Annotated in this window: 25 protein-coding genes; 11 read left to right on the forward strand and 14 right to left on the reverse strand. The window is 56.5% G+C overall.

The features are described 5' to 3' along the window. Window positions 1-231 precede the first annotated feature (231 nt). Window positions 232-939 (reverse strand): ParB-like protein, encoded by a 708-nt coding sequence (locus BN1117_RS00260; protein WP_040093916.1) that lies wholly within the window; start codon window positions 937-939, stop codon window positions 232-234. A gap of 185 nt (window positions 940-1,124) precedes the next feature. On the opposite strand from BN1117_RS00260, the gene BN1117_RS00265 reads away from it, so the two are divergent. Beyond that, complete coding sequence (locus BN1117_RS00265; protein ID WP_040093918.1) at window positions 1,125-2,729, forward strand: peptide ABC transporter substrate-binding protein; 1,605 nt, start codon at window positions 1,125-1,127, stop codon at window positions 2,727-2,729. Window positions 2,730-2,857: 128 nt separating this feature from the next. Further along, a complete protein-coding gene (locus BN1117_RS00270; RefSeq protein ID WP_040093920.1) occupies window positions 2,858-3,172 on the forward strand; it encodes a hypothetical protein in 315 nt (104 codons plus the stop codon). A 108-nt stretch (window positions 3,173-3,280) separates the two neighbouring features. Here the strand turns inward: BN1117_RS00270 and dusA are convergent, their stop codons facing one another. Next, window positions 3,281-4,282, reverse strand: coding sequence for a tRNA dihydrouridine(20/20a) synthase DusA (gene dusA / locus BN1117_RS00275; RefSeq protein ID WP_040093921.1), 1,002 nt, complete (start codon window positions 4,280-4,282; stop codon window positions 3,281-3,283). 137 nt (window positions 4,283-4,419) lie between these two features. On the opposite strand from dusA, the gene zur reads away from it, so the two are divergent. From zur to BN1117_RS00290, 3 genes are read left to right on the forward strand one after another with little or no spacing between them, the layout of a single operon-like run. Beyond that, on the forward strand, window positions 4,420-4,878 hold the full coding sequence (gene zur, locus BN1117_RS18805; protein WP_005335805.1) for a zinc uptake transcriptional repressor Zur: 459 nt from the start codon (window positions 4,420-4,422) through the stop codon (window positions 4,876-4,878). After that, a complete protein-coding gene (locus tag BN1117_RS00285; RefSeq protein WP_040093924.1) occupies window positions 4,868-5,329 on the forward strand; it encodes a chemotaxis protein CheX in 462 nt (153 codons plus the stop codon). Before zur ends, BN1117_RS00285 begins: the two co-directional genes overlap by 11 nt. Before the next feature lie 4 nt (window positions 5,330-5,333). Further along, window positions 5,334-5,564: a hypothetical protein gene (locus tag BN1117_RS00290; protein WP_040093926.1), complete on the forward strand. Its 231-nt coding sequence runs from the start codon at window positions 5,334-5,336 to the stop codon at window positions 5,562-5,564. A gap of 73 nt (window positions 5,565-5,637) precedes the next feature. On the opposite strand, the gene brnQ (BN1117_RS00295) is transcribed toward BN1117_RS00290, so the two are convergent. From brnQ (BN1117_RS00295) to BN1117_RS00305, 3 genes are all read right to left on the reverse strand, one after another. Beyond that, the gene (brnQ, locus tag BN1117_RS00295; RefSeq protein ID WP_052441367.1) at window positions 5,638-6,915 is read right to left on the reverse strand and encodes a branched-chain amino acid transport system II carrier protein; all 1,278 of its coding nucleotides are present in this window, start codon (window positions 6,913-6,915) and stop codon (window positions 5,638-5,640) included. A gap of 428 nt (window positions 6,916-7,343) precedes the next feature. Continuing rightward, the gene (gene brnQ, locus BN1117_RS00300; RefSeq protein WP_040094102.1) at window positions 7,344-8,648 is read right to left on the reverse strand and encodes a branched-chain amino acid transport system II carrier protein; all 1,305 of its coding nucleotides are present in this window, start codon (window positions 8,646-8,648) and stop codon (window positions 7,344-7,346) included. A 191-nt stretch (window positions 8,649-8,839) separates the two neighbouring features. Then, window positions 8,840-9,550 (reverse strand): tRNA1(Val) (adenine(37)-N6)-methyltransferase, encoded by a 711-nt coding sequence (locus BN1117_RS00305; RefSeq protein WP_040093930.1) that lies wholly within the window; start codon window positions 9,548-9,550, stop codon window positions 8,840-8,842. Window positions 9,551-9,679: 129 nt separating this feature from the next. On the opposite strand from BN1117_RS00305, the gene srmB reads away from it, so the two are divergent. Beyond that, window positions 9,680-10,903 (forward strand): ATP-dependent RNA helicase SrmB, encoded by a 1,224-nt coding sequence (gene srmB, locus BN1117_RS00310; RefSeq protein WP_040093931.1) that lies wholly within the window; start codon window positions 9,680-9,682, stop codon window positions 10,901-10,903. A 72-nt stretch (window positions 10,904-10,975) separates the two neighbouring features. On the opposite strand, the gene BN1117_RS00315 is transcribed toward srmB, so the two are convergent. Genes BN1117_RS00315 through rlmB form a run of 3 tightly spaced genes read right to left on the reverse strand, consistent with a single transcriptional unit; the run spans window position 10,976 to window position 12,812 of the window. After that, on the reverse strand, window positions 10,976-11,431 hold the full coding sequence (locus tag BN1117_RS00315) for a GNAT family N-acetyltransferase (RefSeq protein ID WP_040093933.1): 456 nt from the start codon (window positions 11,429-11,431) through the stop codon (window positions 10,976-10,978). Between the two features lie 56 nt (window positions 11,432-11,487). Further along, on the reverse strand, window positions 11,488-12,060 hold the full coding sequence (locus BN1117_RS00320) for a Crp/Fnr family transcriptional regulator (protein ID WP_040093935.1): 573 nt from the start codon (window positions 12,058-12,060) through the stop codon (window positions 11,488-11,490). 2 nt (window positions 12,061-12,062) lie between these two features. Further along, entirely contained in the window at window positions 12,063-12,812 is a 750-nt protein-coding gene (gene rlmB / locus BN1117_RS00325) for a 23S rRNA (guanosine(2251)-2'-O)-methyltransferase RlmB (RefSeq protein WP_040093937.1), read from the reverse strand. A gap of 726 nt (window positions 12,813-13,538) precedes the next feature. On the opposite strand from rlmB, the gene BN1117_RS00330 reads away from it, so the two are divergent. Together BN1117_RS00330 and BN1117_RS19590 are read left to right on the forward strand one after the other, a co-directional pair. Then, window positions 13,539-14,672: an SIR2 family protein gene (locus BN1117_RS00330; protein ID WP_052441371.1), complete on the forward strand. Its 1,134-nt coding sequence runs from the start codon at window positions 13,539-13,541 to the stop codon at window positions 14,670-14,672. Window positions 14,673-14,867: 195 nt separating this feature from the next. Beyond that, window positions 14,868-15,311: a hypothetical protein gene (locus BN1117_RS19590; RefSeq protein ID WP_167334803.1), complete on the forward strand. Its 444-nt coding sequence runs from the start codon at window positions 14,868-14,870 to the stop codon at window positions 15,309-15,311. A 449-nt stretch (window positions 15,312-15,760) separates the two neighbouring features. Here BN1117_RS19590 and rnr read toward each other — a convergent pair whose 3' ends face one another. Next, window positions 15,761-18,148, reverse strand: coding sequence for a ribonuclease R (rnr, locus tag BN1117_RS00335; RefSeq protein WP_040093939.1), 2,388 nt, complete (start codon window positions 18,146-18,148; stop codon window positions 15,761-15,763). 134 nt (window positions 18,149-18,282) lie between these two features. Between rnr and BN1117_RS00340 the strand changes: the two genes are divergently transcribed. Then, the gene (locus tag BN1117_RS00340) at window positions 18,283-19,305 is read left to right on the forward strand and encodes a GGDEF domain-containing protein (RefSeq protein WP_040093940.1); all 1,023 of its coding nucleotides are present in this window, start codon (window positions 18,283-18,285) and stop codon (window positions 19,303-19,305) included. 125 nt (window positions 19,306-19,430) lie between these two features. Here BN1117_RS00340 and ompA read toward each other — a convergent pair whose 3' ends face one another. Continuing rightward, on the reverse strand, window positions 19,431-20,468 hold the full coding sequence (ompA, locus tag BN1117_RS00345; RefSeq protein ID WP_040093942.1) for a porin OmpA: 1,038 nt from the start codon (window positions 20,466-20,468) through the stop codon (window positions 19,431-19,433). A 267-nt stretch (window positions 20,469-20,735) separates the two neighbouring features. Beyond that, window positions 20,736-21,773 (reverse strand): SGNH/GDSL hydrolase family protein, encoded by a 1,038-nt coding sequence (locus tag BN1117_RS00350; protein WP_040093944.1) that lies wholly within the window; start codon window positions 21,771-21,773, stop codon window positions 20,736-20,738. Window positions 21,774-22,025: 252 nt separating this feature from the next. Between BN1117_RS00350 and BN1117_RS00355 the strand changes: the two genes are divergently transcribed. Further along, window positions 22,026-22,412, forward strand: coding sequence for a YgiW/YdeI family stress tolerance OB fold protein (locus BN1117_RS00355; protein ID WP_040093946.1), 387 nt, complete (start codon window positions 22,026-22,028; stop codon window positions 22,410-22,412). An 85-nt stretch (window positions 22,413-22,497) separates the two neighbouring features. Here BN1117_RS00355 and mltC read toward each other — a convergent pair whose 3' ends face one another. From mltC to mutY, 3 genes are all read right to left on the reverse strand, one after another. Beyond that, window positions 22,498-23,601 carry a membrane-bound lytic murein transglycosylase MltC gene (gene mltC, locus BN1117_RS00360; protein ID WP_040093948.1) on the reverse strand — a complete coding sequence of 368 codons (1,104 nt, stop codon included), beginning with the start codon at window positions 23,599-23,601 and terminating at the stop codon, window positions 22,498-22,500. 123 nt (window positions 23,602-23,724) lie between these two features. Then, window positions 23,725-23,997, reverse strand: a complete 273-nt coding sequence (locus BN1117_RS00365) for an oxidative damage protection protein (protein ID WP_040093949.1) — start codon at window positions 23,995-23,997, stop codon at window positions 23,725-23,727. Window positions 23,998-24,005: 8 nt separating this feature from the next. Beyond that, window positions 24,006-25,058 carry an A/G-specific adenine glycosylase gene (gene mutY / locus BN1117_RS00370; RefSeq protein ID WP_040093951.1) on the reverse strand — a complete coding sequence of 351 codons (1,053 nt, stop codon included), beginning with the start codon at window positions 25,056-25,058 and terminating at the stop codon, window positions 24,006-24,008. Window positions 25,059-25,294: 236 nt separating this feature from the next. Between mutY and BN1117_RS00375 the strand changes: the two genes are divergently transcribed. Then, window positions 25,295-26,533: a multifunctional CCA addition/repair protein gene (locus BN1117_RS00375; protein ID WP_040093952.1), complete on the forward strand. Its 1,239-nt coding sequence runs from the start codon at window positions 25,295-25,297 to the stop codon at window positions 26,531-26,533. Window positions 26,534-26,606: the final 73 nt, after the last annotated feature.

Here is a 26,606-nt window from a genome sequence, read left to right on the forward strand (position 1 = left end):
CCGCCGAATTCCCCGGCAGATGGTCTTGTTAGGGCGATAGCATGGTCTTTGATGCCTTTTTCATGGCGAAGATGGCCGATAGGCCGACTTGTCAGCCAGTGAGCAGCCCCATGGAGCCGAGCGAAAAAAGAACCCCCCTCTTTGAAAAAGTGGGGGGTTCTTCAGCAATCTGAGGGCGACCACTGGTCGCCCTCTTTTAACTCCGGCATGCTGGCGTCATCGCCCATCCACTCACTGCACCGTTTTCGATTTATTGAGGGTGCATTGCTTGCCAGGATAACCGGGCAGCTCCCGGGCATCGCTGCCGCAGGCGAGCCGTTTGGCCTGTTGCAACCGGGCTGCCAGATTGGCGCTGTCCACCGGCAGCCACTGCATCTGCTTGCCGAGCCAACTGGCCCAGGCAAACTCGACGAAATAGACCTGCCTCTCCTTGCTGAAATAGCCCGCATTCTGCAGCAGTCCAGCCAGGGTGCGATAGGGGTAATCGGGCAACTGGTCGATGCGGCTTGGCAGCTGCTCCGGGGTCAGCGGCTGCCCTTTCTCATCCCTGAGCCAGGCCCAGTGGTTGTTCTGCATCTGACTCCAAAAGTTGGCCTTGTCCTGCAGGCGGCCAATCACCTTGACCCGGGCATCCTTGACGCCCTGCTGCCACAACGCCTTGGTCAGATGGTGTCTATCCACCAGCCAGTAACCACCATCCGGTGCAATCACTACCGGTATCTCTTTCTTTTTCATCAACTTGTCGAGCTGTTTGGCGCTCATGCCCGCCAATGTGGCCTGGGTCTCATCGACCTGGATCTGGCCGACGCCCCCCTGAGTCGGGTGCAAGGCATCGATGCCGATCTCGCACCAGCTGCCCACCGCCGTGTCGCTCTGGCACGGGGCCAACGCCCAGGCACCCTGGCTCAACAGACAGGCCAGCAATAACCCTGCTTTCATCGTTTAACACTCCTCACCACATTGAACTGCACAGACACCGACCGCTCCTTTTCACCCCGTTCGAGGAGTGAGAGTCGAATGCTGGCGGTCAGACCAGCAAACGGGATATCATGATTTCCCATCTGTCGGCGATATTTTCTCGCCGAGTTTTCTCCCCGCTTCACACTATTTGAAGGATCCGACCCATGAAAGGATGGACCCCCTTGCTGGCCCTGCTGGGCTGTGCTGCTGTCCAGGCTGCCGATATTCCCGCCGGAACACAACTCGCCGCCGAGCAGATTGTCGTTCGCCACCTCAAGGATGAACCTGCGAGCCTGAGCCCGCTCAAGCTGGTCGGCCTGCCGGAGTTGCAGGTACTGCGGGATCTGTTCGAGGGGCTGCTGACCCAGGGGCCGGATGGCAACCCGGTTGCCGGGGTGGCAGCCAGCTGGGAGAACAAGGGCAACCAGTTCTTTACCTTCCATCTGCGCCCGGATGCGCGCTGGTCCAATGGCGATCCGGTCAAGGCCGGCGACTTCGTCTACGGCTGGCGCAAGCTGGTCGACCCGAAAGAGGCGGCCACCTTCGCCTGGTTTGCCCAGCTGGCCCATTTCGACAAGGTGGACGAGATCCTGGCGGGCACATTGCCCGCCAGTGAGCTGGGGGTCAAGGCCCTCGATGACCATACCCTGCAGGTGACCCTCTCCCAGCCGGTGCCCTACTTCCTTAACCTGCTGAGCCACCCCAGCCTGTCACCGCTCCATCAAGCCAGCATCGAGCAGTATGGCAACCAGTGGACCCAACCCGGCAAGCTGGTGGGCAACGGTGCCTTTGTGCTGAACCATCGGGTGGTCAACGAGAAGCTGGAGCTGACCCCCAACCCATACTATTGGGATCGGGCCCATACCGTACTGACCAAGGTGATCTTTATGCCGATCAATCAGGAGAGCGCGGCCACCAACCGCTATCTGGCGGGCGATCTGCATATCACCGAATCCTTCCCCAAGGAGCAGTATGACAAGCTGAAGCAACAGATCCCGAATGAGGTCTATACCCCGGATCAGCTAGGCACCTACTACTACGCCTTCAATACCAAGCAGGCACCACTGAACGATGTGCGGGTGCGCAAGGCGCTCTCCTACACCATCGACCGCGCCCTGATCGCCGACAAGGTACTCGGCACCGGCGAGAAACCGGCTTATCACTTCACCCCGGATGTGACCGCCAGCTTCACCCCAACCGCCAACCTGCTCTCCACCAGCAGCCAGCAGGAGCTGGACAGCAAGGCCAAAGCCCTGCTCAAGGAGGCCGGTTACGGCCCGGACAAGCCGCTCAAGCTGACCCTGCTCTACAACACCGCGGAAATTCACAAGAAGATGGCGCTGGCGATTGCCAGCATGTGGAAGCAGAAGCTGGGCGCCGAGGTCGAGCTGACCAATCAGGAGTGGAAGACCTATCTCGATAGCCGCCAGAGTGGTCAGTTCGAGGTGATCCGTGCCTCCTGGGTAGCCGACTACAACGACCCTTCTGCCTTCCTCGGCCTGTGGGGCTCCCGTCACAGCGGCAATATGGCGGGCTTTGCCAATGCCCGTTATGACCAGCTCATAGCAGAGGCGGCCAGCACTCAGGATGCCGCCAGCCGTAGCAAGCTGTTTGGCGAAGCGGAGGCGATCCTGCTGGATCAGGCCCCCATCGCCCCCATCTACCAGTACACCAATGCCCGCCTCATCAAGCCATGGCTCAAGGGCTATCCCATCCACAACCCGGAAGATGTGGCTTACAGCCGTCAACTCTATCTCGTCAAACGTTGAGCTAATATTCCCATAGCGCCAAACAAGGCCGCCTCAGGCGGCCCTGTTTATTAAGGCTGTTCATGCTCAAGTTTTAAGCATAAAATGCCGCCCTTCTAGTGAACTCCCCCTCTGAACATCGGTTGAACATGCGTTATCTGTTACTGCTCCCCCTGCTGTGGACCCTGCCTGCGCAGGCCAATAGCGAATCCCAATGCCAGCAAGAGTTTGTCGGCTGGATGCTGCACCAACAGCAGCAGTTCAGCGATCGCAAGTCTGACAAAATGGCGCGGCGCCGGGCTGAGCGAGCCATCGACCTGGCCCGCAAGGAGTACGACAAACAGGCCAGCTTCTGCAAGACCATGCAACTGGTGCATGAGAACAAAGACGGCGATCCGCGTTTTAAACCAAGAAGCGGTGAAATTCACGATTTCGCTGTGACTGAGAAAAATGGACGCAGCTAACATCCAATCCAGATGACACCTTGCCGGGTTGTCGCGCCAATAAAAATGCCAGTCATTGCAGACTGGCATTGCTCACTTGGTGATGTTGACCAACGTACTCCTGGCCGGTCACTGACCGGTCATGCTCACCTGGGGTTCAGCACAGCCAAGCTCCGGCACCTTGGCCATGGCATCCAGCACCACCTGAATACCGGCGCCCGGTTTGCAGGCGTTCTCGCTCAGGTGACGGCGCCAGGCGCGGGCCCCTTGCATGTTCTGGAACAGCCCCAGCATGTGGCGGGTCATGTGAGAGAGGTAGTTACCCTTGGCCAACTCCTGCTCGATATAGGGCAGCATCATCCGCACCACTTCATGGCGGCTCGGCACGGCGTTGTTCTGGCCGAACAGCAGGTTGTCTACCTGCGCCAGAATGTAGGGGTTCTGATAGGCTTCACGCCCCATCATGACGCCATCGACATGTTGCAGGTGCTCCAGAGTCTGCTCCATGGAGGTGACGCCGCCGTTGAGGGTGATGGTGAGCTCCGGGTAATCCTGCTTGACCCGATAGACACGAGGATAATCGAGGGGCGGGATCTCGCGGTTCTCCCTGGGGCTCAGGCCACTCAGCCAGGCCTTGCGGGCATGGACGATAAAGGTATCGCAACCGGCATCGCGCACCTGTTCGATAAAGGCCTGCAAAAATTCGTAGGAGTCCTGATCGTCGATACCGATACGGGTCTTCACCGTCACCGGAATATCAACCACATCGCGCATCGCCTTGACGCAGTCAGCCACCAGCGCCGGCTCACCCATCAGGCAGGCACCAAAGCGACCGTTCTGCACCCGATCGGAGGGGCAGCCGACGTTGATGTTCACCTCGTCATAGCCGCGCTCTTCGGCCAGCTTGGCACAGCGCGCCAGATCGGCCGGATTGCTGCCGCCCAGCTGCAGGGAGAGGGGGTGCTCCTGCTCGCTGTAACCCAGATAATCCCCCTTGCCGTGGATAATGGCACCAGTGGTCACCATTTCGGTATAGAGCAAGGTCTGACGGCTCATCAGTCGATGAAAGTAACGGCAATGCCGATCAGTCCAGTCCAGCATGGGGGCGATGGAAAAACGCTGCGCCTGCATAAAAATCATCCGGGTTGGCTAAAGAAAGGGGCGGATTTTATCACAACGTGAAGCAGCCCCAGAAAATGAATTTTGTCACCGCGCCATGCGAGGCCCTGTGATAGTATCCGGCTAATAGAAAGGGTATCTGCGCGATCATGAATCAAGACCAACTTTTACAACGAGCCGAGCGACTCTGTATACAACGAGGGATCCGCTTCACCCCGACCCGACGTCAGGTATTTCGCCTGCTGGCGGCACACGGCAACGCCATCAGCGCCTATGATTTGTTGGCCCAGTTGCAACAGACCGAAGCCAATGCCAAGCCGCCAACCGTCTATCGGGCACTCGATTTTTTGCTCGAACAGGGCTTTGCTCACAAGGTGGAATCTCTCAACGCCTTTATCTTCTGTTGCCACTTCGATCACGCTCACCCGATGCAGTTGCTGATCTGCGACGAGTGCGGCGATGTAGTCGAGCTGCACGATACAGCAATAGATAGCGCGTTTTCCGAGCAGGCCCACTTGCATGGTTTTACTATTACCAATAAGACGATAGAGGCACATGGCCAATGTGCCCGTTGTACGCCCACTGTAGGAAGTCATCATGAAGGCTGATTTTGTAAATCCGTTCCTGCTATCCCTGCTCAATGTGCTCTCGACCATGGCACAGCTGGAACTCAAACCGGGCAAACCGAAACGCAAGATGGATGAGCTGGCCCGCGGCGATGTCTCCGGCCTGATCGGCATGGTTGGCCCGCAGACCCGCGGCTCCCTCTCCATCAGCTTTGAGAAGGGGCTGGCGCTTGAGATCATGCGCCGTATGCTGGGGGAAGCGCCCGCCAGCATCAACGAAGAGGTGACCGACATGGTGGGCGAGATCACCAATATGGTGACAGGCGGTGCCAAACGGATGTTGGGGGAGAAGGGTTACGAGTTTGATATGGCGACTCCCGTCATCGTCTCCGGCACCAACCACACCATCACCCACCGGGCCGATGGCACCAAGATCATGATGCCGTTCGAATCAGATTACGGTCGCGCCACCATCGAAATTTGCTTCGAGTAACTCCATGTGGAAAGCATTGAAATGGATTTTCATCTGCCTGGCCCTGCTGCTGATCCTCTCTGATACCCAGATCAGCACCTCTCTCTACAAGTACGAGGATAACAGGATACTCATCAACTTCCCGCGCTGGGAGGCCAAGCAGCCATGGGGCACTTTCGAGTGGCATGCCGGGCGGGTAGAAACCCACTGGTATGGTCTGGAGGGCAAACCCAAGCCGAAAGGCCCGCAAATCTGACTCGTTAACGGATCCGGCAACAACAGAAGAGGCCAGCTGATGCTGGCCTCTTTGCTATCTCGCGGTTCCTGAGTCAAGCCGCTTCGGCAGCCAGCTTACCGCTTGGACGCTGCAATATGCCGAGGACGCAGGCCAACAGGGTCGGCAGCAACCAGGCAAGCCCCTTGTCGAATAGCGGCAGGAAGGCAAAGCCGTCCATCGCCATCCCGGCAGCGCCCATTCCATCGAGGCACCCAAACAAAAAGGCGACCGTCAGCACTCCGCGAAACGCCAGCCTGGGCTGGGCAAACCACCCCTTGAGGAAGGTGAGCAGCACCAGTGCGATAGCAACCGGATAGATGGCTACCAGCACCGGGATCGAGAAACCGATCAATTCGCTCAACCCCACATTGGCCACCAGCGCACAGAGCGCCCCCAGCAGCAGCACCCAGTTGCGATAGGCCCAACCGGTCAGGACATGAAAGTAGTCGGCGCCAGCACAGAGCAGGCCGACCGCACTGGTAAAACAAGCCAGGGTGATGATGGCAGCCAGAATAAACTGACCCGGTTGACCAAACAGACTCAGGACGTAGGCATTGACGATGGCGCCGCCGTTGCTGATATCGCTTGCCACCCCACCGGCGCTGTTGCCCAGCTGAAAGAGCGAGATATAGACAGCCGACAGCCCGACCGCCGAGATCAACCCTGCTATGGTCAGATATTTGAACTGGCTGCGATAATCCTCGATCCCCTTCTGGCGCAGCAACCCGATGATCAGGGCGCCAAACATCAGGGAGGCCAGGGTATCCATGGTGTTGTACCCCTCCAGCATTCCTTTGGTCAGGGCTGCATCTATGTACTCACCGCTGGTATCAGGCATGGTGCCCTGCGGCGTCATAAAGACCCCGACCGCCAGAATAAGCAGCATCGCCATCAGGGCGGGAGTCAGGTACTTGCCGACCGCATCGAGCAGCTTGCCCCGATCGAGCGCCACCAGGATCACCAGCGCAAAGAAACTAAGGGTGTAGATCAGCAGCCCCTCATGACCGGCATCGCCAAGCCAGGGCTTGAGGCCCATCTCGTAGGCGACCAGACCGGTGCGGGGAATGGCAAAGGCGGGCCCCATGATGATATAGATGGCGATGGCCAGCGCCGTCGCCGCCCCGGCGGGCAGATAGCGGGTCATTCCGGTCCAGCCACTCGCGCCGCCCCCCGAACTCCCCTTGGCCACCGCAATCAGGGTGATCAGCGGCAACCCCACCGCAGTCAGCAAAAAGCCGCACATGGCGGCCAGCAGATGCTCACCAGCCATAAACCCCGCCAGCGGCGGAAAAATGATATTGCCTGCCCCCAGATAGAAGGCAAATGTCATAAACCCCAATCCGAATACGTCGGACAACTTCAATGATTTCGTCAAACTCAACCTCATCTGCCTTATCAGCTTGTTATTGATTGCACCCACTGCCTGGCAGATAACCGGTAACAATGTCTCTTGCTTCTCTCTCGTCCAGATAGCGGACCAGAGTTACCGCCAGCATAAAGAAAAGGAATCAAATCTCAATTTCAAATTAATATATTGAAACAATTCAACCTGACAGAATTAATCGCTATCAGGCTTTGCAATATCAAAACCATCAGACAGATATAACGCGAAAAGGGGAAGTGCGGGCACCAAAAGAGCGTGCAACAGACACTCGTCGTAGACAATGACCATCAGGCCCGGCAAAGCAGAGTTGAGACATCCAGAAAACCAAAGAGCCTGCACAGGGCAGGCTCTTTGCAACATCACATCGGGCCAGGTCAGGCCGCTTCGGCAGCTATCTCGGTCGGACGAAATAGCATACCAACAACACAGGCCAGCAGGGTCGGCATCAGCCAGGCGAGGCCCTTGTCGAACAGCGGCAGGAAGGCAAACGCATCCATCTTCATACCGGCCGCACCCAGACCATCCAGGCAACCAAACAGGAAGGCAACCAGCAGCACACCACGGAACACCAGACGGGGACGGCCGAAGTAACCCTTCAGGAAGGTGACCAGTACCAGCGCCACGGCAACCGGATAGATGGCAACCAGCACCGGAATGGAGAGACTGATCAGCTGGCTCAGGCCCACGTTGGCCACCACGGCACAGATAACGCCCAGCAACACCACCAGCTTCTTGTAACTCATGCCAGTGAGATTGTGGAAGAAGTCAGAACAGGCAGAGATCAACCCCACAGCAGTGGTAAAGCACGCCAAGGTGATGATGGCCGCCAGAATAAACTGACCCGGCTGACCAAACAGGCTCAGTACGTAGGCGTTGACGATGGCGCCACCGTTGCTGACATCGGTCGCCACACCGGCGGCGGTGTTACCCAGACGGAACAGGGAAACATACACCACACACAGGCCGATGGCAGAGATGAGGCCGGCAATGGCCAGATACTTGAACTGGCTTTGGTAGTCACTGACGCCTTTCTGGCGCAGCAGGTCAATAATCAGAGCGCCAAACATCAGGGAGGCCAGGGTGTCCATGGTGTTGTAGCCTTCCAGGATCCCTTTCACGAAGGGACTGTTCTGATAGTCGCCGGTTGCGCTCGGCATATCGCCTTGCGGAGCGACGAATACCCCGACCGCCAGAGTCAGCAGCAGCAACATCAGCAGTGGCATCAGGTATTTGCCGATGGTGTCCATCAGTTTGCCCTGATTAAGGGAAACCAGGATGGCAATGCCAAAGAAGATCACGGTATAGACCGCCAGACCCGCCTGACCCATGTCACCAATGAAGGGCTTGAGACCCATCTCATAGGCAACCAGACCGGTACGGGGCGCAGCAAAGGCCGGGCCTATGATGATATAGATGGCCACCGCCAGCGCGGTTGCTACACCGGCAGGCAGCAGTTTGGTCATGCCAGCCCAACCATTACCGGCTTTGGCAACGGCAATGATGGTGATCAGCGGCAGACCAACAGCGGTCACCAGAAAACCCAGCATAGCCAGAGAGAGGTGTTCACCGGCCATGTAGCCAGCCAACGGCGGGAAAATGATATTACCGGCGCCCAGATAGAAGGCGAAGGTCATAAACCCCAATCCGAGTACATCGGACAATGTGAGTGATTTCGTCAAGTTCAACCTCGTCTGTCTTGTAAATTATTGCTTGTTATAGTTTTTATCGGTCGCTGACCGGGTGTGTTCTGATGGGTAAAAAAAAGAGCCCCGCTTGATTTTTCATCTTGACCAGTGGTTTTGGCTGGTCTGGAGCGGGCGCTCGATCTTGAACCAGCATAATGGCATGAAAAAATAGTTCAAGACGAAATTTACATCTTCAAATAGAAGGGACTGGTCAGATGGATATATCTGTCGGTATAGGCCCCACCAGCAGAATGGATCACAATTTCCCCCCTGTCACACCTGTTTAATCCTCTGCCAAGTAGCAATAAAACACGATTTGCCTCTTTACCCTCTCTGGTGATAACAGCTGTATAACAAATGCCATGCAGATCATAATTCGCCGAAATGCATAAAATTTCATCAGCCATCGCCGTCGGCAACACCAGCGCCACCTGGCCGTTCAGACTCAGCAAACGATCACAGGCCGCCAGTAATTGGTGGCTGTCGAGGGCGCCGGTATGGCGGGCCAACGCCCTCGCCGGATCGCTAAATGACTGGCCTGCCAAGAAATAGGGAGGGTTGGAGACGATCAGATCGTAAGGGGCGGCCTGGTAGGCCTGAATGGCGCTCTCTATGACGGTTACCCGAGCAGCCCAAGGAGAGGCAGCCGCATTCTCTCGCGCCTGACTGGCCGCATTAATATCCAGCTCAACCGCATCGATGTGACATTCATCAGCGGTGCGCTGAGCCAGCATCAGGGCGATCAGGCCGCTGCCGGTACCGATATCGAGCACCCGGCGGGCCTGCCCGACTGGCGCCCAGGCGCCCAGCAAAATACCGTCCGTGCCCACCTTCATGGCACAGCGATCGTGCTCGATATGGAACTGCTTGAAGGTAAAACCGCTGTTTCGTGCCATCCGACTCCCGTCCTGCCCCCGCCTCACTGAAAATGGTCGGCGATTATAGCGGCTAAGACACACTCACCAATAGGAGCCGACGAGATAATCGCCTATAATCTGCCGTTTCCTTAATGACCGAGTATTGCCATGAGCCAGTCCTTTGATGATTTCGACCTGCACCCCGCCCTCAACCGGGCCTTGGCCGAGATGGGATTCACCCGCCCCACCACCATCCAGCAGATGGTGCTGGAGCCAGCCCTGGACGGCCGCGATATTCTGGCATCCGCTCCGACCGGTACCGGCAAGACTGCCTCCTTCCTGCTGCCAGCACTCCAGCACCTGCTGGACTTCCCGCGCCGCAAGCCGGGCCCCTGCCGCATGCTGATCCTGACCCCGACCCGCGAGCTGGCGCTGCAGGTGACCGCCCATGCCAAGGCGCTGGCGGCTCACACCAACCTCAGCATCGAGACCATCATCGGCGGCGTCAGCCATGAAGAGCAGCTGCCTGCCCTGACCAAGACCACCGACATCGTCGTGGCCACCCCGGGTCGTCTGCTTGAGTACATCGAGAAAGAGGAGTTCGAGAGCCACGACATCGAAGTGCTGGTGCTGGATGAAGCGGACCGCATGCTGGACATGGGCTTTATCAAGGATGTGAACCGCATCGTGGCAGAGGCGCGCTACCGCAAGCACACCATGCTCTTCTCCGCCACCCTGGAAGGGGCCGGCCTTGAGAAGTTCGCCAACGAGATCCTCAAGGATCCGGTGGAGCTGCACGCCGAACCGCCCCGCAGCGAGCGTCGCCCCATCACCCAGTGGATCCATCTGGCCGATGACGCCACCCACAAGCTGGCGCTGCTGACCCATATCCTGAAAGATCCGGAAACCCAGAAGGCGATCATCTTCGTCAAGACTCGCGAGCGTCTGGCGGAGCTCTCCGGCCAGCTGCAGGCGGCAGGCGTCTCCTGCGCCTGGATCCGTGGCGAGATGGAGCAGAGCAAACGCGTCGAGTCGATCCGCAAGTTCCACGAAGGGGAAGTACCCTTCCTGATCGCCACCGACGTCGCCGCCCGCGGTATCGACCTGCCGAACGTCAGCCATGTCATCAACTACGACATGCCCTACGGCGCCGATGTCTACGTCCACCGGATCGGCCGTACCGGCCGCGCTGGTAACCGTGGCTGCGCCATCAGTCTGGTGGAGGCCCACGACATGGCGATGGTCGCCAAGATCGAGCGCTATACCGAAGAGCGCCTCAAGCGCCGGGTGATCGACGAACTACGCCCGAAACACAAGGAAGCGCGGGTACCGGTGAAGAAGAAAAAGCCGGTCGACAAGAAGAAGTCCGCCAAGAAGAAAAAGAAGAAGTGATCGCCTGGCGATAAAGAGAAGGGCCATCCCGCGGGATGGCCCTTCTGCATTCTGAATCACTCTGACGAGTGGTTATGCCACCACTCTGCGCATTCCCATATGGGGGATATCATCTTCGAGATAGCCTTCCCCTTCCGCCACAAAACCGTGCTGGCCATAGAAGCCCTGCAGATGGGCCTGCGCCCCCAGCCAGATGCTGTGGGTCGGCCAGCGCGCCTCGCACGCCTTGACCGCCTCGCCGATCAGCTTATGACCAAGACCACCGCCGCGCGCCTTGGGGGAAGTCACCACCCGACCGATGGCGGCGCCGCGCTCATCGCCGATGCCGGGCGCCATAATCCGCGCGTAAGCAGCAAGCTGGTCGCCCTGATAGCCGAGTAGGTGCCAGACCCCCTCGCGGCGATCGAGCCCGTCCAGATCCTGAAAGGGGCAGGTCTGCTCCACCACGAACACCTCGGCCCGCAGCGCCAGCAACTCATACAACTCGTCAGTGGTCAGTTCAGACCAGGGTTTCAGGATCCAGTTCATCGGCAACTCCTTATCAGTTCGGCCTGCCAGCATAATCGTGGCGCCAGCGCCCCGCATTAACCTTTGTTAAGTTCTTTCAGCCGTTTGCGAATGCGGCTCAGGCTGATGGGCGTGATACCGAGATAGGCGGCGATCTGGTGGTCGGGCACTCTGGCATCGAGCGTGGGAAAGCTGTCGAGAAAGTGCTGATAGCGTGCCTGCGGGCTGCCGGTCAGCAGCAACAGCTCCTTCTCCTCCTTGATGCGCAGCTGCACCTCCAACAGGTGCTGGTACCAGCGCGGCCAGCCGGGCAGCTGGCGCAGGTCGGCCAGACTGAACAGTTGCAGACGGCAGGGCTCCAGCGCCTCCACGCTATAGCGGGCCGGCTCACCACTGAGCAGGTGGTGGAAGTCGAGAAACTCGTCCCCCTCCCAGTAGAACTCCTTGATGTACTCGCGGCCATCCGCCAGCACCAGCTTGGCCCGCAGCAGCCCCTGCTCCACCCTGACCAGCAGATCCGGGCTGTCACCGGCGTGCCAGAGGCAGCTTTTCGGGCTGAGGGTCAGCGGGCGGGCAAAAGAGAGGAGGCGCGCGGCCTCCTCTTTATCTGCGACCTGCGCCCAATCGAAGGGGGGTCTGTCAGTCAGCATGATTAACCGCGACGCTGACGCACGGCTTCAAACAGGCAGACGCCGGTTGCCACCGAAACGTTGAGGCTGGATACCGCCCCTGCCATCGGGATGCTCACCAGCTCGTCGCAGTGTTCGCGGGTCAGACGGCGCATGCCTTTACCTTCAGCCCCCATCACCAGCGCCATCGGGCCGGTCAGTTTGGCCTGATAGAGGTCGTGATCGGCCTCGCCAGCGGTGCCGACAATCCAGACGCCGCGCTCCTGCAATTCGCGCAGGGTGCGGGCCAGGTTGGTGACCTGAATGAGCGGCACCACTTCGGCCGCGCCACAGGCAACCTTGCGCACGATTGGGGTGAGACCCGTGGCCTTGTCCCGCGGCACGATGACAGCATGAGCCCCGGCAGCATCGGCGCTGCGCAGGCAGGCGCCGAGGTTGTGCGGGTCAGTCACGCCATCCAGCACCAGCAGGAAGGGCTGGCTCTGTTGTGCCGCCAGCTCATCCAGCAGGCTGGCCAGATCGTGCTCGGCGAGCTTCGGCGCCTCTTTCACCCGGGCCATAATGCCCTGGTGATTGTTGCCTTCCGCTTTGTCATCAAGGGTCTTGCGGTTCACGCTCTGCACCTTGAGGCCGAGGGACTCCAGCTCGGTCAGCAGAGGTTGCAGCCGGTCGTCATCCCGCCCTTTCAGCGCCCATACCTCGATAAAGCGCTCGGGTGTGCGCTCCAGCAGCGCGGATACAGCGTGAATGCCGTAGATCAGTTCAGTGCTCATGTTCAAGATCCGTAGGTCGGGTCGCATGAATGCGCCCCGAAGAAAAATGGCCGTACCGGCAACCTGACCACCTTAATGCAGGTCTCGTCACCGGTCGCTAAATGATGGCGCATCATACCAGAGAGACCGGCATCTAGGGAGGAGGAAGCTGCTCGGCCAAGCACCTGCTGCTATATCGAGATCTTCGGCGGCATATGTCGGCAAGCCAATCATGGCCTGTTAGCCGCTGCGCGGTGCTCAAAGCTGTGGGCAAAACGATGGGTGTCCCAATTTCTGTTTGGGGTTGAATTGCCAAAATTCGAAGTCTTTTTTTCAAATTTATGAGTCATTTCAGTTTTTTAGGTTTTGGCTTTTGTTTGTGAGTCAACGCTGAGTTAATCTTGGTTTTGGTAAAACGTAAGCCCTTGAAGCCAGGGCGTCCGCATGAGTGCTTGAAATTTGAGCAAGACAAAGCCAGCACGTATCGTTGTGAAATTAAGCGAGCTGGATCTTGCCATGATTGAACATTAAACGAACGGTAACTGCGCGCTAGTTATTCATGTTCATTTATCTGGCATTCATGATCTTGCCCTGCCCTTGAAGCTTAAACATAACAAAGCGTTAAAGAGGGATTCGTGCCGCGTGGCATTTTTGGTATGCGGTGATTTTGGTGGTGAAAGTGGTCTGCGGAAAGTTGGTTTATGCGGCACTCACCCCTTAACGCGGCGTTAGGCGATTGGAAATAATATGTATCAAGATAGTAAGTTTATTACTTTAGAGAAAGAAAGAGACGTTCTGTTTGTTTTTGGTGCTGGTGCATCCATAGCGGAAGGTGCGCCTTTGCAAAAAGACATATTACCCCAGATTTTTGAATCAAAAATTCAGGAGCTTACTGAGTCAGAAGCGGCTCAAGAAGTACGGGAGTTTATTGCTGATAATTTTGATATATCAACTGGTTTATATCCTAGTTTAGAGTCTGTGTTCGGGTATCTAGACTATTTTATTAATAAAAATGAATGCTTAGGTAAGCAATATACAACGGACAAAATAAAATCGATAAAAGAGTCGTTGCTTAAAATAATTCACTATGTTATATCGCAGCCACAATTTCGTTCTGATGGCGCTTATCGTAGCTTTTGGGAACTTGTATTTAATGTAAATCGTAATATTTCTATAATTACAATGAATTATGACACTCTCATTGATGAATCTTTTGACTTCATATACGGAAAAGGAGGGTATATCGATTATTGTATCGAATTAATGAACTATCACCACTACGATGACATTAGTGCTTTTGATTGGTGGATCAACCCAAGACAACCTGTACCCGTGTATGATGGTGAAGCCCCTTTTTCAGTCAAATTAATCAAAGTTCACGGCTCATTAAATTGGAAGTATTGTAATTGCTGTAACCAAGTTTTGTTAACTGCATGGGATACTAAAATCGATTTGAGTTCGATGGGGTTTAAAGGTGTAATTGGCGCGTGTTGTGGTCAACCTGAAGACATTGTCTTTGATCTGGCATGTCCATTAGATGGAAATGAATTTCAAACATTTATTGTACCTCCATCTCACTTTAAAGATTTGTCACATCCTGCGATTAATAAGTTAATCGATGAATCGGCAATTGAAATTAGAAAAGCAAAGAAAATCATTTTTGTCGGTTACTCATTTCCAGAAGCTGACGTACACATCAAAGCTTTATTTAAGAAGAATATGTCTAAAAGCGTTGAAGTTCATGTAGTCGATCCATTTATGAATCAGTCAATCGAATCAAGCTATAAAAGTCTCACAAGCCAAGTTAGTTTTCATAAGGTTGGCTTTTCCGAGTTTGTCGCAAAAGATTTGAGATCATTACTTTTGGAGAGTATCGCCTAACAAACTGTTCAAGAGGGATTCGCAACGCGTGGCATTTTTACTATGCGTTGGTTTAAGTGATTAAGGTGTATGCGGCGGCATTGGTATTGCGTTGCTCACCCCTTAACAGGGCGTTAGGGCTAAACTTTGTCGACCACCGAATCGTCATGATATATTACCTATTACTTTCAAATGCTTAATGTGTAGGGGTATACAGTGTCGAATAAGGCAGCTTACAAAAAATCTAGAAAGGTAATTCTAAAATTATTAAACGATAGTTTTCCGACTCCTGTGGATATCGATATATTTTACATTGAAGGCAAAAACCCACCCTCTGACAGAAAGCTAAAAAATTACAACGATGTTATGCGTTCATGGGATAATGGATATAGTTTTGATGACAATCCAATACAGAATGAGCTCTATATATACAGAGAGACATTGAGAGTTTTAGTGGATGAAGGCTTGGTGAGTCACGAAACAGAAGATAAGGACAATCGGAGACTGTACGTGCGTTGTAAGCTGACACCTAAAGGACAAAATTCAAGTTTCGCAAGTGATTCTGAGATACTAATGCTAGAGCCAAACTTTTATGGAATTGGAATTAGGCTCAGAGTGTTACTTAGGAAGTTGGGTGCCTTGTTTGGAATAAAGCCCTAACAAGCGCTTCAAGAGGGACTGTCAACGCGCGGCGTTTCCAGTCCCAATGAGCCGCAGTGGTTGCAGTTGTTGTGTTTAAGTTTGGTTGTTATGCGTTGCCAGCCCCTTAGGCGGGCGTTATAAGCCTGATTGCGCTCAATTTTTACCAAGGAAAAATGGGACCCCCACCTTTCTGAGCGCCGCGTAGCGGCCAATAGAATGGCATCGCGCAGGGAGTATGCCCCTAGCCATAGGCATGGCGCTTGGCTGAGCTCCGCCCAGACCCTAAGTCCCTCCCCTTTTCGCTGACCATAAAAAATCCGAATCCCGGTAACAGGGTTCGGATTTTTTCATCTCAAGAGTCGCAGGCTTTTGCAGTGATAACCCGGGCGCTGGCGCAGATACCCGGGGGCCATCAGCCCGTTACAGCCTATCCCCGGGTCGCCAGACCCAAGCCATAGGCCGAGGGCTTACCCCTTGGCCTTATCGCGCGCCTTTTTGCTCGGTCGTCTGTTGCTGGGTTTGGCGCGGCCACCCTTGTCGGATTTGCCGTGATCCTTGCCCTCTTTACGTTTTTCGTGGCGCTGAGCGCTTTTGGCCTTCTCTTTCTTGATCTCGGCCTGCTTGCGCGCCATCTCTTTGGCGTTCTTGCCGGTGGCCTTGAGGGGCTCTTCTACCATCACGAAGTCGATCTTGCGATCGTCCAGGTTCACGCCCATCACCTTGACCCGCACCTTGTCGCCCAGACGGTAGCGACGGCGGAAGTTCTCGCCGATCAACTGCATATGCAGGGGATCAAACTGGTAGTAGTCGTTGGTGAGGGTGCTGACGTGCACCAGACCATCGATATGGATCTCCGCCAGCCGGACGAAGAAGCCAAAGCCGGTGACGCTGGCGATAACGCCGTCAAACTCGTCACCCACGTGATCCAGCATGTACTCGCACTTGAGCCAGTCGGCCACATCGCGAGTGGCATCGTCGGCACGGCGCTCGGTCATGGAGCAGTGCTCGCCCATCGGGTCCACTTCTTCCAGCTGGTAGTGATAACCACCGCTCGGGGTCCACTTGTGGCGCAGGTTGCCCTGTTGCTCCTTGGCGGTCTGGTACTTGATCGCACGGTGCAGGATCAGGTCGGGATAGCGACGGATCGGCGAGGTGAAATGGGCGTAGGACTTCAGGGCCAGACCGAAGTGACCGATGTTGTCAGCCTGATAGATGGCCTGACGCATGGAGCGCAGCAGCATGGTGGAGAGCAGCTCCGCATCCGGGCGCCCTTCAAACTTGGCGGCCAGCTCGGCAAAGTCTTTCGGCTCGGGCTCGAGTCCGCCCTTGAGCTCCAGACCCAGTTCGGCCAGGAAGTCACGAAAACCAGTCAGACGCTCTTCGCCCGGACGATCGTGGACCCGGAACAGGGCAAAGGCTTCGTTCTTCTCGATATAACGGGCCGCAGCCACGTTCGCCTGGATCATGCACTCTTCGATGATCTTGTGGGCGTCGTTGCGCACCAGCGGCACGATCTGATCGATCTTGCGCTGGGCGTTGAAGATAAAACGGGTCTCTTCGCTCTCGAACTCCACCGCACCGCGCTGGTGACGGGCATGTTTGAGCGCCTTGTAAAGGTTGTTCAGCTCCTCGATATGACCCACCAGCGGGTCATACTGCTGACGCAACTTGGGCTCGCCATCGAGGATCCCGGCAACCTTGCTGTAGGTCATCCGTGCGTGGGAGTTCATCACGGCTTCGTAGAACTTGTAACCGGACATGCGGCCAGCGGCGGAGATGGTCATCTCGCACACCATGCAGAGACGGTCAACTTGCGGGTTCAGGGAACACAAGCCGTTGGAGAGCACCTCCGGCAGCATGGGCACCACGAACTCGGGGAAGTAGACCGAGTTGCCACGCTGATAGGCTTCGGCATCCAGCGCGGTGCCGGGCTTCACGTAGGCGGAGACGTCAGCAATGGCAACCCACAGGCGCCAGCCGCCACCACGTTTGGCTTCACAGAAGACGGCATCATCGAAGTCACGGGCATCTTCCCCGTCGATGGTGATCAACGGCAGCGCACGCAGGTCGATACGGCCCTCTTTGGCTTTCTCCGGCACCTGTTCGCCGAGACCGGCAACCTCTTTGGTCACCTCTTCCGGCCAGGTGTGCGGAATGCCATGGGTACGCAGGGCAATTTCGATCTCCATGCCCGGCGCCATGTTCTCGCCCAGCACTTCCAGCACGGTGCCGACGGCATTGATACGGGAGGTGGCTCGCTGATTGATGCGCACAACCACAACCTGGCTCTGGCGAGCCCCTTTGTGTTCCCCTTCCGGGATGATGATGTCCTGGCCGATTCGGCTGTCATCCGGCACCACGAAGCCAACGCCATTCTCGACGAAGTAACGGCCCACGATATCTGCCTCACGGGACTTGAGCAGGCGCACCAGACGGGCTTCCTGACGCCCCTTGCGGTCGATCTCGGTCGGTTGCACCAGCACGTAATCGCCATGCATCAGGCGTTGCATCTCTCGGTTGTTCAGATACAGATCCGGACCACCACCTTCCGGACGCAGAAAACCGAAGCCATCCTTGTGGCCGATTACATAACCTTTGACCAGATTCAGGCGATCCGGCAGGGCATAACATTGGTTGCGAGTGAATACCAGTTGTCCATCACGCTCCATGGCGCGCAGACGACGACGCAAGGCTTCCAACGGCTCTTCATCTTTCAGCTTGAGGACCTTGGCCAACTCTTCACGGGACATGGGCTTTTCATGACCCTTGATGAGTTCCAGAATCAACTCGCGACTGGCGATGGGGTTATCGTATTTTTCGGCCTCGCGTTCGAGGAAAGGATCTTTTTGAGACATAAGCAGGCCTTAGGGTAGGTGGTAACGCTGCCATTATATCGGAGGGGGGGGCGAATGGCATCCATCGGCTGCCTTTTGGCCAATCTCTCTGTCATACTATCTTCAGTTCGCTGGCATGATGAGACACAGAACTCATGAGTAAGGATACATTTGCCCAATCAGCCGCCTATCTCAAACAGGCGGTACCCTTGATGATCAAGTACCAGATCCCCACGACGCCGGACAATTACCACCTGTGGTATAACTATGTCTCGGCCAGCATGCCCGAGCTCAACCAGGCGATTGATCAGGCAGTCAAAATGCAGGGCACCTGCTCGCTCACCACCTGCGAGCGGCTCTATCACCAGTATCTGGCCGCTCAGGACGAGAAGCAGATGGAGGCGATGAAACTGAGCCTCGCCGCCATGGCCAACGAGCTCGGCCACTCCATGCAGGACGCCATCTCCGATACCGGCATGTTTCAGGAGATGCTCGACAAGAGTTTCGACAGGTTGAGCAAGATCGACGATGAGGGCCTCAGTCTGGAGGACACCATGGGGATCCTGCGGGAGCTGGTGCGAGAGTCGCGGGATGTGCGAATGTCCACCATGCACTTTCGCAACCAGCTCAGCAATGCCGAGAAAGAGATCAAGGAGCTGCGCGCAGCCCTAAACGAGACACGCAAGCTGGCCAACGAAGATGCCCTCACCAACCTTCTCAACCGCCGCGCCTTCGATCTGGAGCTGGATGGGCTGATCCGCAGCCAGCAATCCTTCTCGCTGATCCTGACCGATATCGATCGTTTCAAGAGTTTCAACGACGAGTATGGCCACCTACTCGGCGATCAGGTCCTGCGCGCCTTCAGCAAACGGCTGCGCGATGCCAGCAAAGAGGGGGTCACCGCCTACCGGATTGGCGGAGAAGAGTTTGCCCTGCTGGTACCCCATCGCTCGCTGGCTCTGGCCAGACAGATGGCAGAGAGCATGCGCCGGGCTATCGAGCGGATGTCGATTCTGGATCGCAAATCGGGCCGTCGTATCGACCACATCACAGCCTCGTTTGGCGTGGGCGAGTTCAACGGTCAGGAGAGCGCTGACAGCCTGGTCGAACGTACCGACAAGCTGCTTTATAAGGCCAAGGATCTGGGGCGTAACCGGGTAATGCCGCTTCCCTCCTGATCCCCCTGTCTTGTCATCACTCCAACGTAAAAAGCCAGTCAGATCAACTGACTGGCTTTTGCTATCTCTTGCTCCGACGGGGGCTGTTGATATCAGCCCCTGCGGCCTCAGTTCTATGCGAAGGATTACTCCTGCACCTCACTGATACCTTCCACTTTCACATCAACACGACGATCCGGTGCCAGGCAGACGATCAGCTCGTGCTTGGACTTGCTAACACAGCTGTCGCCGGTAACCGGTGAGGATTTACCACGCCCTTCCACATTCATTTTGCCAGCCGGGATCCCCTTGCCAACCAGATAGTTGGCAACAGTCTGGGCACGCTGCTCGGAAAGTTTCTGGTTGTAGGCATCGGAACCGATACGGTCGGTGTAACCAATCACGGTAGCCACACCATCCTTGGGTCGAGCCTCTTCAATCTGGTGGTAGAGAGAGTCCAACTCCTGGACTGCTGCCGGTTTCAGGGTTGCCTTGTTGAAGTCAAACAACACATCGGAGCTCAGCGTAAACTGCTTCTCAATCATGACGGGGACAGGGGCTGGTGCCGGGGCGGGAGCAGGAGCCACAGGGGCAACCTGGCCAAAGCGATAAACAGCTGCCAGCGAGAGCAGGCCGTTATCCATTCTCAAACCGGTATCATCACGGCTACCATACGGGGTGGTGTATTGATATTCGAGGCGGGCAGCCCAGTCGAGGTTGAATGCATACTCTGCACCCAGTGCACCAACCATGACAAAGCGGCTATCATCCTTGTAAACATCGCTCTTGGTATCAGCCCAGCCATAACCGCCACCGACACGACCATACAGATCCAGACTATCGGTAACCGGGAAGCCCAGCTTCAGGGTCAGTTGAGCCAGCTGTGCTTTTACTTCATCACTGAAAGCGCCTGCCGCCGTAGTGGCATCGTATTTGTAATTGCCCAGATAGTCGTAACCCAGCTCCAGCCCCAGATTCTTGTTGATCTGATAACCGCCAAACACGCCTGCACCCAACGCATCGTTGGTCTCATTGCCAAGGGTCAGGGCATTGCTTTCATCAATGCCGTAGAAGTTGGACCAACCCAGTTTGGCACCGCCATACCAGGTGTTGTCTTGACCGGCAGCCTGGGCATTGGCCGCCAGCAAGCCGGTAACCAGCAAGGTAATCAATGATTTTTTCATGTTTGAGCCTCTGCAACTTTATGTAGGAGGAGGTTGATTGATATCACCTCGTCTTATAGGTGCAACCAGCCAAAACCGATCGCAACATATCAACGTTAGCCTATTTTCAAGTCACTGATATCAATTAACAAAAAACACTCTAACGCAAACATGTTACAAAAACAGCAACAAGCGTCTGATATTTGAACTATATGTGACGAAAAAAGACGCGCAGACAGGAGAGCAGAAGGGAAAACGGGGTCAGCAGAGAGCTGGCCCCGTCTGGTATCAGTAACGGACAAACTCATAGTTTTTACTGAGGAAATCCGCAACACGCTGGCTCAATACATTGTGCACTGTCTTGGTCGGATGTACCTGATCCCAGAACATATGCTCATCGCAGTTGAGTGCCACAGCACTGCGCCTGGCTTGCGGGCTCACGATCGCCTGCGCCAGAATAGGGTTGCCAGCAATCGCCAGCCGCTCCGGCACACCGAGCTCGGGCAGTGCGGATGCCTTGGCCACCTTGCCCGAGAACGGCTTCCACATATAGCCACCACCATAGCAGGCATGTTCAGTGTCACTCAGACCAAACAGCTGGGGATCGCGAATCATCTCGTCAAACTGCTTGTCCACTTCGAACAGCTTGACGATGCCGAGGGGAGCCAGCTCGCGAGTGAGGTTCTGCAACTTCTGATTGTGGTAACTGGCCACATGGCGCACCTTCTCCACCACCTTCATACTGCGGGCTGAAGGGGTACGGGAGAGGTCTGGCAAGTTAAATAGCAAGATCTGCCGGGCACCATTGAGTACCAGCCGATTCGACGCCAACCGAATTGTCTCGATCACCCGATCCGCATCCCGCTCGGTGTTCCAGCCATAGGCCAGATAGTCGTTGGCACCTACCCAGATCACCACCAGATCATCGGGGCGGAACTTGTCTTTTTTGAGGAACTGTTTGATCTCGTAATCGAGGTTATTGATCACCTGATACTTGGGGTCCCAGGACCAGAAACCGAGCCAGCCATTCAGGGCGCCCAGATGGTTATAAGCCACCGCAGTCGCACCACCTTCCGCTTCATTGACCAGCGCCAAACCAGGGAAATGATGATCACGCAACTGTTCCAGCCACACCGGTCCGTTACTGAAGCGACCGTTGTAATAGGGTGGGCTGGAGGGGAGATATCCTTTCATTTTTTTATACATCTTGCCGGTGTCTGAGAGGCTGTCACCAAACATCACGATCCGGGAGAAGGGTTGAGGACCGTCAGCCGCCTGAACGGTCAGCGCCAGCAACCCCAATAAACAAACAAGCCATTTTTTCATATTGCTGTTCTCTTGCATTAAGCAGGTGAGACCTGCGGACTTGTCCTCAAGCCGATACAGCGTGGGAAGAGGCTGTAAAAGCTGACAATTGACAAGGCGACAGCTTAACGTGGGCAATAAAGTTTCTCAGGCTTGGCGCACGATGAAATCGCTTGCGCTCACAAAACAGACAATCACACCAGCCTAGTTCTTTCACGCTTGCTTCACGCCCACTCCAGCACAATGCCCTCATACCAACCACAGGAGTATGAAATGAACAAGGCAAGCGCAAGCGTAATCGGACTGTTGACCCTGATGTCTCTCTCTTCTGCCGCGATGGCGGCCTATACCGGTCCGCAGGAGCAAAACAAGGTCTCCGTTACTCAACTGAAAGATCTGGCAGATGACAGCTGGGTCACTCTGGAAGGAAAACTGGTCAAGCAGCTGGGCGGCGAAAACTATCTGTTCCGCGATGCCAGCGGTGAAGTGGAAGTTGAAGTGGATCAGGATGTGTGGCGTGGCACCGAAGTGGGCCCGGACGATCTGCTCCGCATCCGTGGTGAAGTGGATCACAGCTGGAACAAGCTCGAAGTGGAAGTGAAAACCCTGGAGAAAGTGGGCGCAGCCCCGCAGACCAAGGGCGGCTTTATCGCCAAATAAGGCCGCTTCAGCGACAAACTGGCCAGACGTTAAAAGGGCGCTTGATATCAAGCGCCCTTTGGCATCCCTAACGCTGTCTCACCACTTAACCCGCCCGTTGAGAGAAAGTTCTTTTGAAACCCTTCTCTGCCTGGTTGACCTTGTAGAGGTAGCGCCGGGCTTCTGCTTTGGGATGTTGCTCGGTCAACACCTGATAGACCGCCTCGGGAGAGAGTCGGTTGATCCGGCTCGGCGCAGCCTTGCGATCGCTGGAAAAGGTGTTGAGCACCCCACCAGCACCACCATTGTAGGCGGAAATCACCGCATAGCGACGGGAGCGGGGATCCTCGATATCCGCCAAATAGACGGTCTGCAACAGGTGCAGATAGGCTGTCCCAACATCAATGTTGTAGGCCGGGTTGAACAGCTGTTCCCGGGTCGGCTGGCCGTTCTTGCCCTTGACCCGCACATAGACGTCACGACCGGCGGTAGCCGGGATAACCTGCATCAGGCCATAAGCGTTGGCATGACTCACCGCGTAGGGGTTGAAGCTGCTCTCGGTCTTGATCACTGCATAGATCAGGCTCTCCGGCACGCCATACTTGCGTGAGGCCTCCCGAATGATTCCCGCATACTTGTATCCCCGTCGATCCTCATGGTTAGCCACCATGGGTATATCAACGAAGAAGATATTGCGGATCCCGAGTGTCCGTTTCTTCATTGCCGTATTGAGCAAATGATCAGCATAACGTTCTGCGCGCCAGGAGGAGCGGATCGCTTGGCGTTGGTTGTCCAGCACCTGGCCATAGAGGAAGGGCTCACCACCTGGCATGATCTCGCGATCGGAGTAAAGATCCACTTCCGCCGGATCGTCCGGGGTCAGCAGGGTCTCGATGATGGCGCGGCGCAGGTGAGCGCGCGGGTCGATGCCAGAGACGGTCTCCACCATGATATGACCACTGGAAAAATCGATGTGGGCCCGGCTCTTGTACTGATCCGTGTATTTGACATAGTCATACTTGCCAGCAAACAGCGCCTCCCGCCCCCATATCTCGTTCACATTATGGGAGAGCGCACTGATCATGTGTTCAAAGCCGCGGATGTCCTTGCCGTTGACCAGATCGTCACCCTCACTCCCGCTGGGCTTGGGGGAAGATGAGCAGGCAGAGAGAAACAGCAGGGTACAGAGCAGCCAAAAAATTCGGCCCATAGGATCCTCAATTCGGGCAGCAATGCTGCCCATCATTCACTTTTGTGGCGCAGGACAAGCATAACGGTCAAGGGTGACAGGGTGTCATGCCTGATCTGCTCACAACAACAGTAGCTGACAAGCTTACTCGGCGGGAGGGGTGTAACCCTCGATCTGCACTTCTCCTGCTTCAAACAGGTAACTGACCATCTCTTTTTCCAGCAATTGGCGATGCTCAAGATTCATCATGTTGAGCTTTTTTTCGTTGATCAGCATCACCTGCTTCTTCTGCCATTCGGCCCAGGCTTCCTTGCTGATGTTGTCAAAAATCCGCTTGCCGAGCTCACCCGGGTAGAGTTGGAAATCGAGACCCGGGCCCTCTTTTTTCAGGCGTTGGCAAAATACAGTACGGCTCATGTTGACCTCTATGGTTGTAACTCTGGATAGGCGAGCAGACGGGCCGTGGCGGCCGCCAGCCCCACCTCGGCAGGATGGCGTAAGTTATACCAGAGTCGGTTATCTGCTTCCATGAGCCGCAGCGGCTGCGCCTCATCAATGTCAATCAGCAGCGGCTGAATATCGAGATGGAAGTGGCTGAAGGTATGGCGAAAACCGGCCAGCTCTCGATAGCCGTGATGCGCTAGCCCCAAATTTGCCAGCAAACCGTCGACCTCTGCCAGCGAGGCTACTTGCGGGAAGCAATAGAGCCCACCCCAGATCCCCTGCGGCGGCCGCTTCTCCAGCAGCAACTCATCACCGTGACGGATCAGCAGCATGATGCCATCGCGGGCTGGAATGCTCTTCTTGGGTTTGCTGTTGGGATAGGCGGTGGGCTGACCTTGCGACAGCCCCTGGCAATCGGCCCGTACCGGACAGCGATCACAGGCAGGCTTGCTACGGGTGCAGATCGTCGCCCCGATATCCATCATCGCCTGGTTGTAGTGCGCCACACCCAGCTTGGGAGTGAGCCGAATGGCGATCTCCCACAGCTCGTTCTCCACCTGTTTTTGGCCGGGCCAGCCCGGCAGCGCCAGCCAGCGGGTGAGTACCCGCTTCACATTGCCGTCAAGGATGGCATGGGGCTGCCCGAGGGAGAGCGACAGCACAGCCCCGGCAGTAGAACGACCAATGCCCGGCAGCGCCATCACCTCGTCAAAGCGCTCGGGAAAGAGGCCGTGGTGGTGATCGCGGATCTGCTGAGCCGCCTTGTGCAGGTTGCGGGCCCGGGCGTAGTAGCCGAGCCCGGTCCAGTGGTGCAGCACCTCGTCGATGGGGGCATCCGCCAGCGCCACCACATCGGGGAAGCGCGCCATAAAACGCTGGTAATAGGGGATGACTGTGGCGACCTGGGTCTGCTGCAGCATGATCTCCGAGACCCAGACCCGGTAAGGGGTCTTCTCCTGCTGCCAGGGCAGGGTTTTGCGGCCATGAAGCTGGTACCACTCCAGCACCCGGCTTGCGAAGGTTGATTGATTCACGTTGTTCTCATGTCGTTGATATAAGGGGAACTCTGCGGTTCCTTCGGCTCAGCTGGTCGGCGCGGGCATAACGGCATCCCGCAGCACAGCGTCAGCTGTCTGGTGCGGCAGGGTACGGCCTCGCCACGCCCAAGTCAAAGCAGTGCTGACTGGCGCTGTGACTGGTGGTAGTCAGGCAGCAAAGCGGTCACAAAGACGATATACTCGGCCCCATGATTGATAACGGGAGAGACGGTTTGCAGACTTATCTGGTTGGGGGCGCAGTGCGGGATCGCCTGCTGGGATTGCCGCAGGGCGACAGGGATCATCTGGTGGTCGGCGCCACCGTGGAGCAGATGCTGGCGCTGGGCTTTACCCAGGTCGGTCGCGACTTTCCGGTATTTCTGCACCCCAAGACCCAGCAGGAGTATGCCCTCGCCCGTACCGAACGCAAACAGGGTCAGGGCTACACCGGTTTTGTCTGCCACGCCGCCCCCGATGTGACGCTCGAGCAGGATCTGCTGCGCCGGGATCTCACCATCAACGCCATCGCCGAAGATGATCAGGGAGAGCTCCACGATCCCTACGGTGGCATTGAGGATTTGGAAAAACGGCTGCTGCGCCACGTCTCCCCCGCCTTTGCCGAAGATCCGTTGCGCATCCTGCGGGTCGCCCGCTTCGCCGCCCGCTTCCACGCTCAGGGCTTTGTCATAGCGCCACAGACCCTCGCCCTGATGAGCGAAATGACGGCCGCTGGCGAGCTGGCCCACCTCACGCCGGAGCGGGTATGGAAGGAGCTGGAAAAAGTGCTGCTGGGGCCGACCCCGCAGATCTTTATCGAGGTGTTGCGCCAGTGCGGCGCCCTCAAGGCACTCTTCCCCGAAATCGACGCTCTATTCGGCGTCCCCGCCCCGGCCAAGTGGCACCCGGAGATCGACACCGGCATCCACACCCTGATGGTGCTGGAGCAGGCGTGCCGGATCTCCCCGGAATTGACCGTCCGCTTTGCTGCCCTCTGCCACGACCTTGGCAAGGGAGTAACCCCCAAGGAGTTCTGGCCCAGCCATCACGGTCACGGCCAGAAGGGGCTGCCGCTTATTCGCGCCCTGTGCGAGCGGTTCAGGGTACCCAACGAGTGCCGGGATCTGGCGCTGCTGGTGAGCGATCTGCACACCCACATCCATATCGCCTTTGAGCTCAAGCCCGCCACCCTGCTCAAGGTGTTCGACAAGGCGGATGCCTGGCGCCGTCCCGAGCGCTTTGCCCAGCTGTTGGATGCCTGCCGCGCCGACTTCCATGGCCGTACCGGTTTCGAGGAGCGGGTCTACGCCGAGCCGGACTATGTGGCCGAAGCCCTGGCTGCCGCCCAGGCGGTGCCGGTGAAAGAGATAGTGGCGGCCGGTTACAAGGGAGAAGAGATTAAGGAGCAGCTCGCCAAAAAGCGCACTGATGCCATTAGCCGCATCAAGGATGAGTGGACCTTTATCGAGGAGTAACCTCGGCCCCATAACAGACGGCCGCCCTGATGATGAGCTCCACAAGTAGAGCATCGCCAGGGCGGCCGTTTTG

The sequence above is a fragment of the Aeromonas australiensis genome (assembly GCF_000819725.1).
Classification (GTDB): domain Bacteria; phylum Pseudomonadota; class Gammaproteobacteria; order Enterobacterales; family Aeromonadaceae; genus Aeromonas; species Aeromonas australiensis.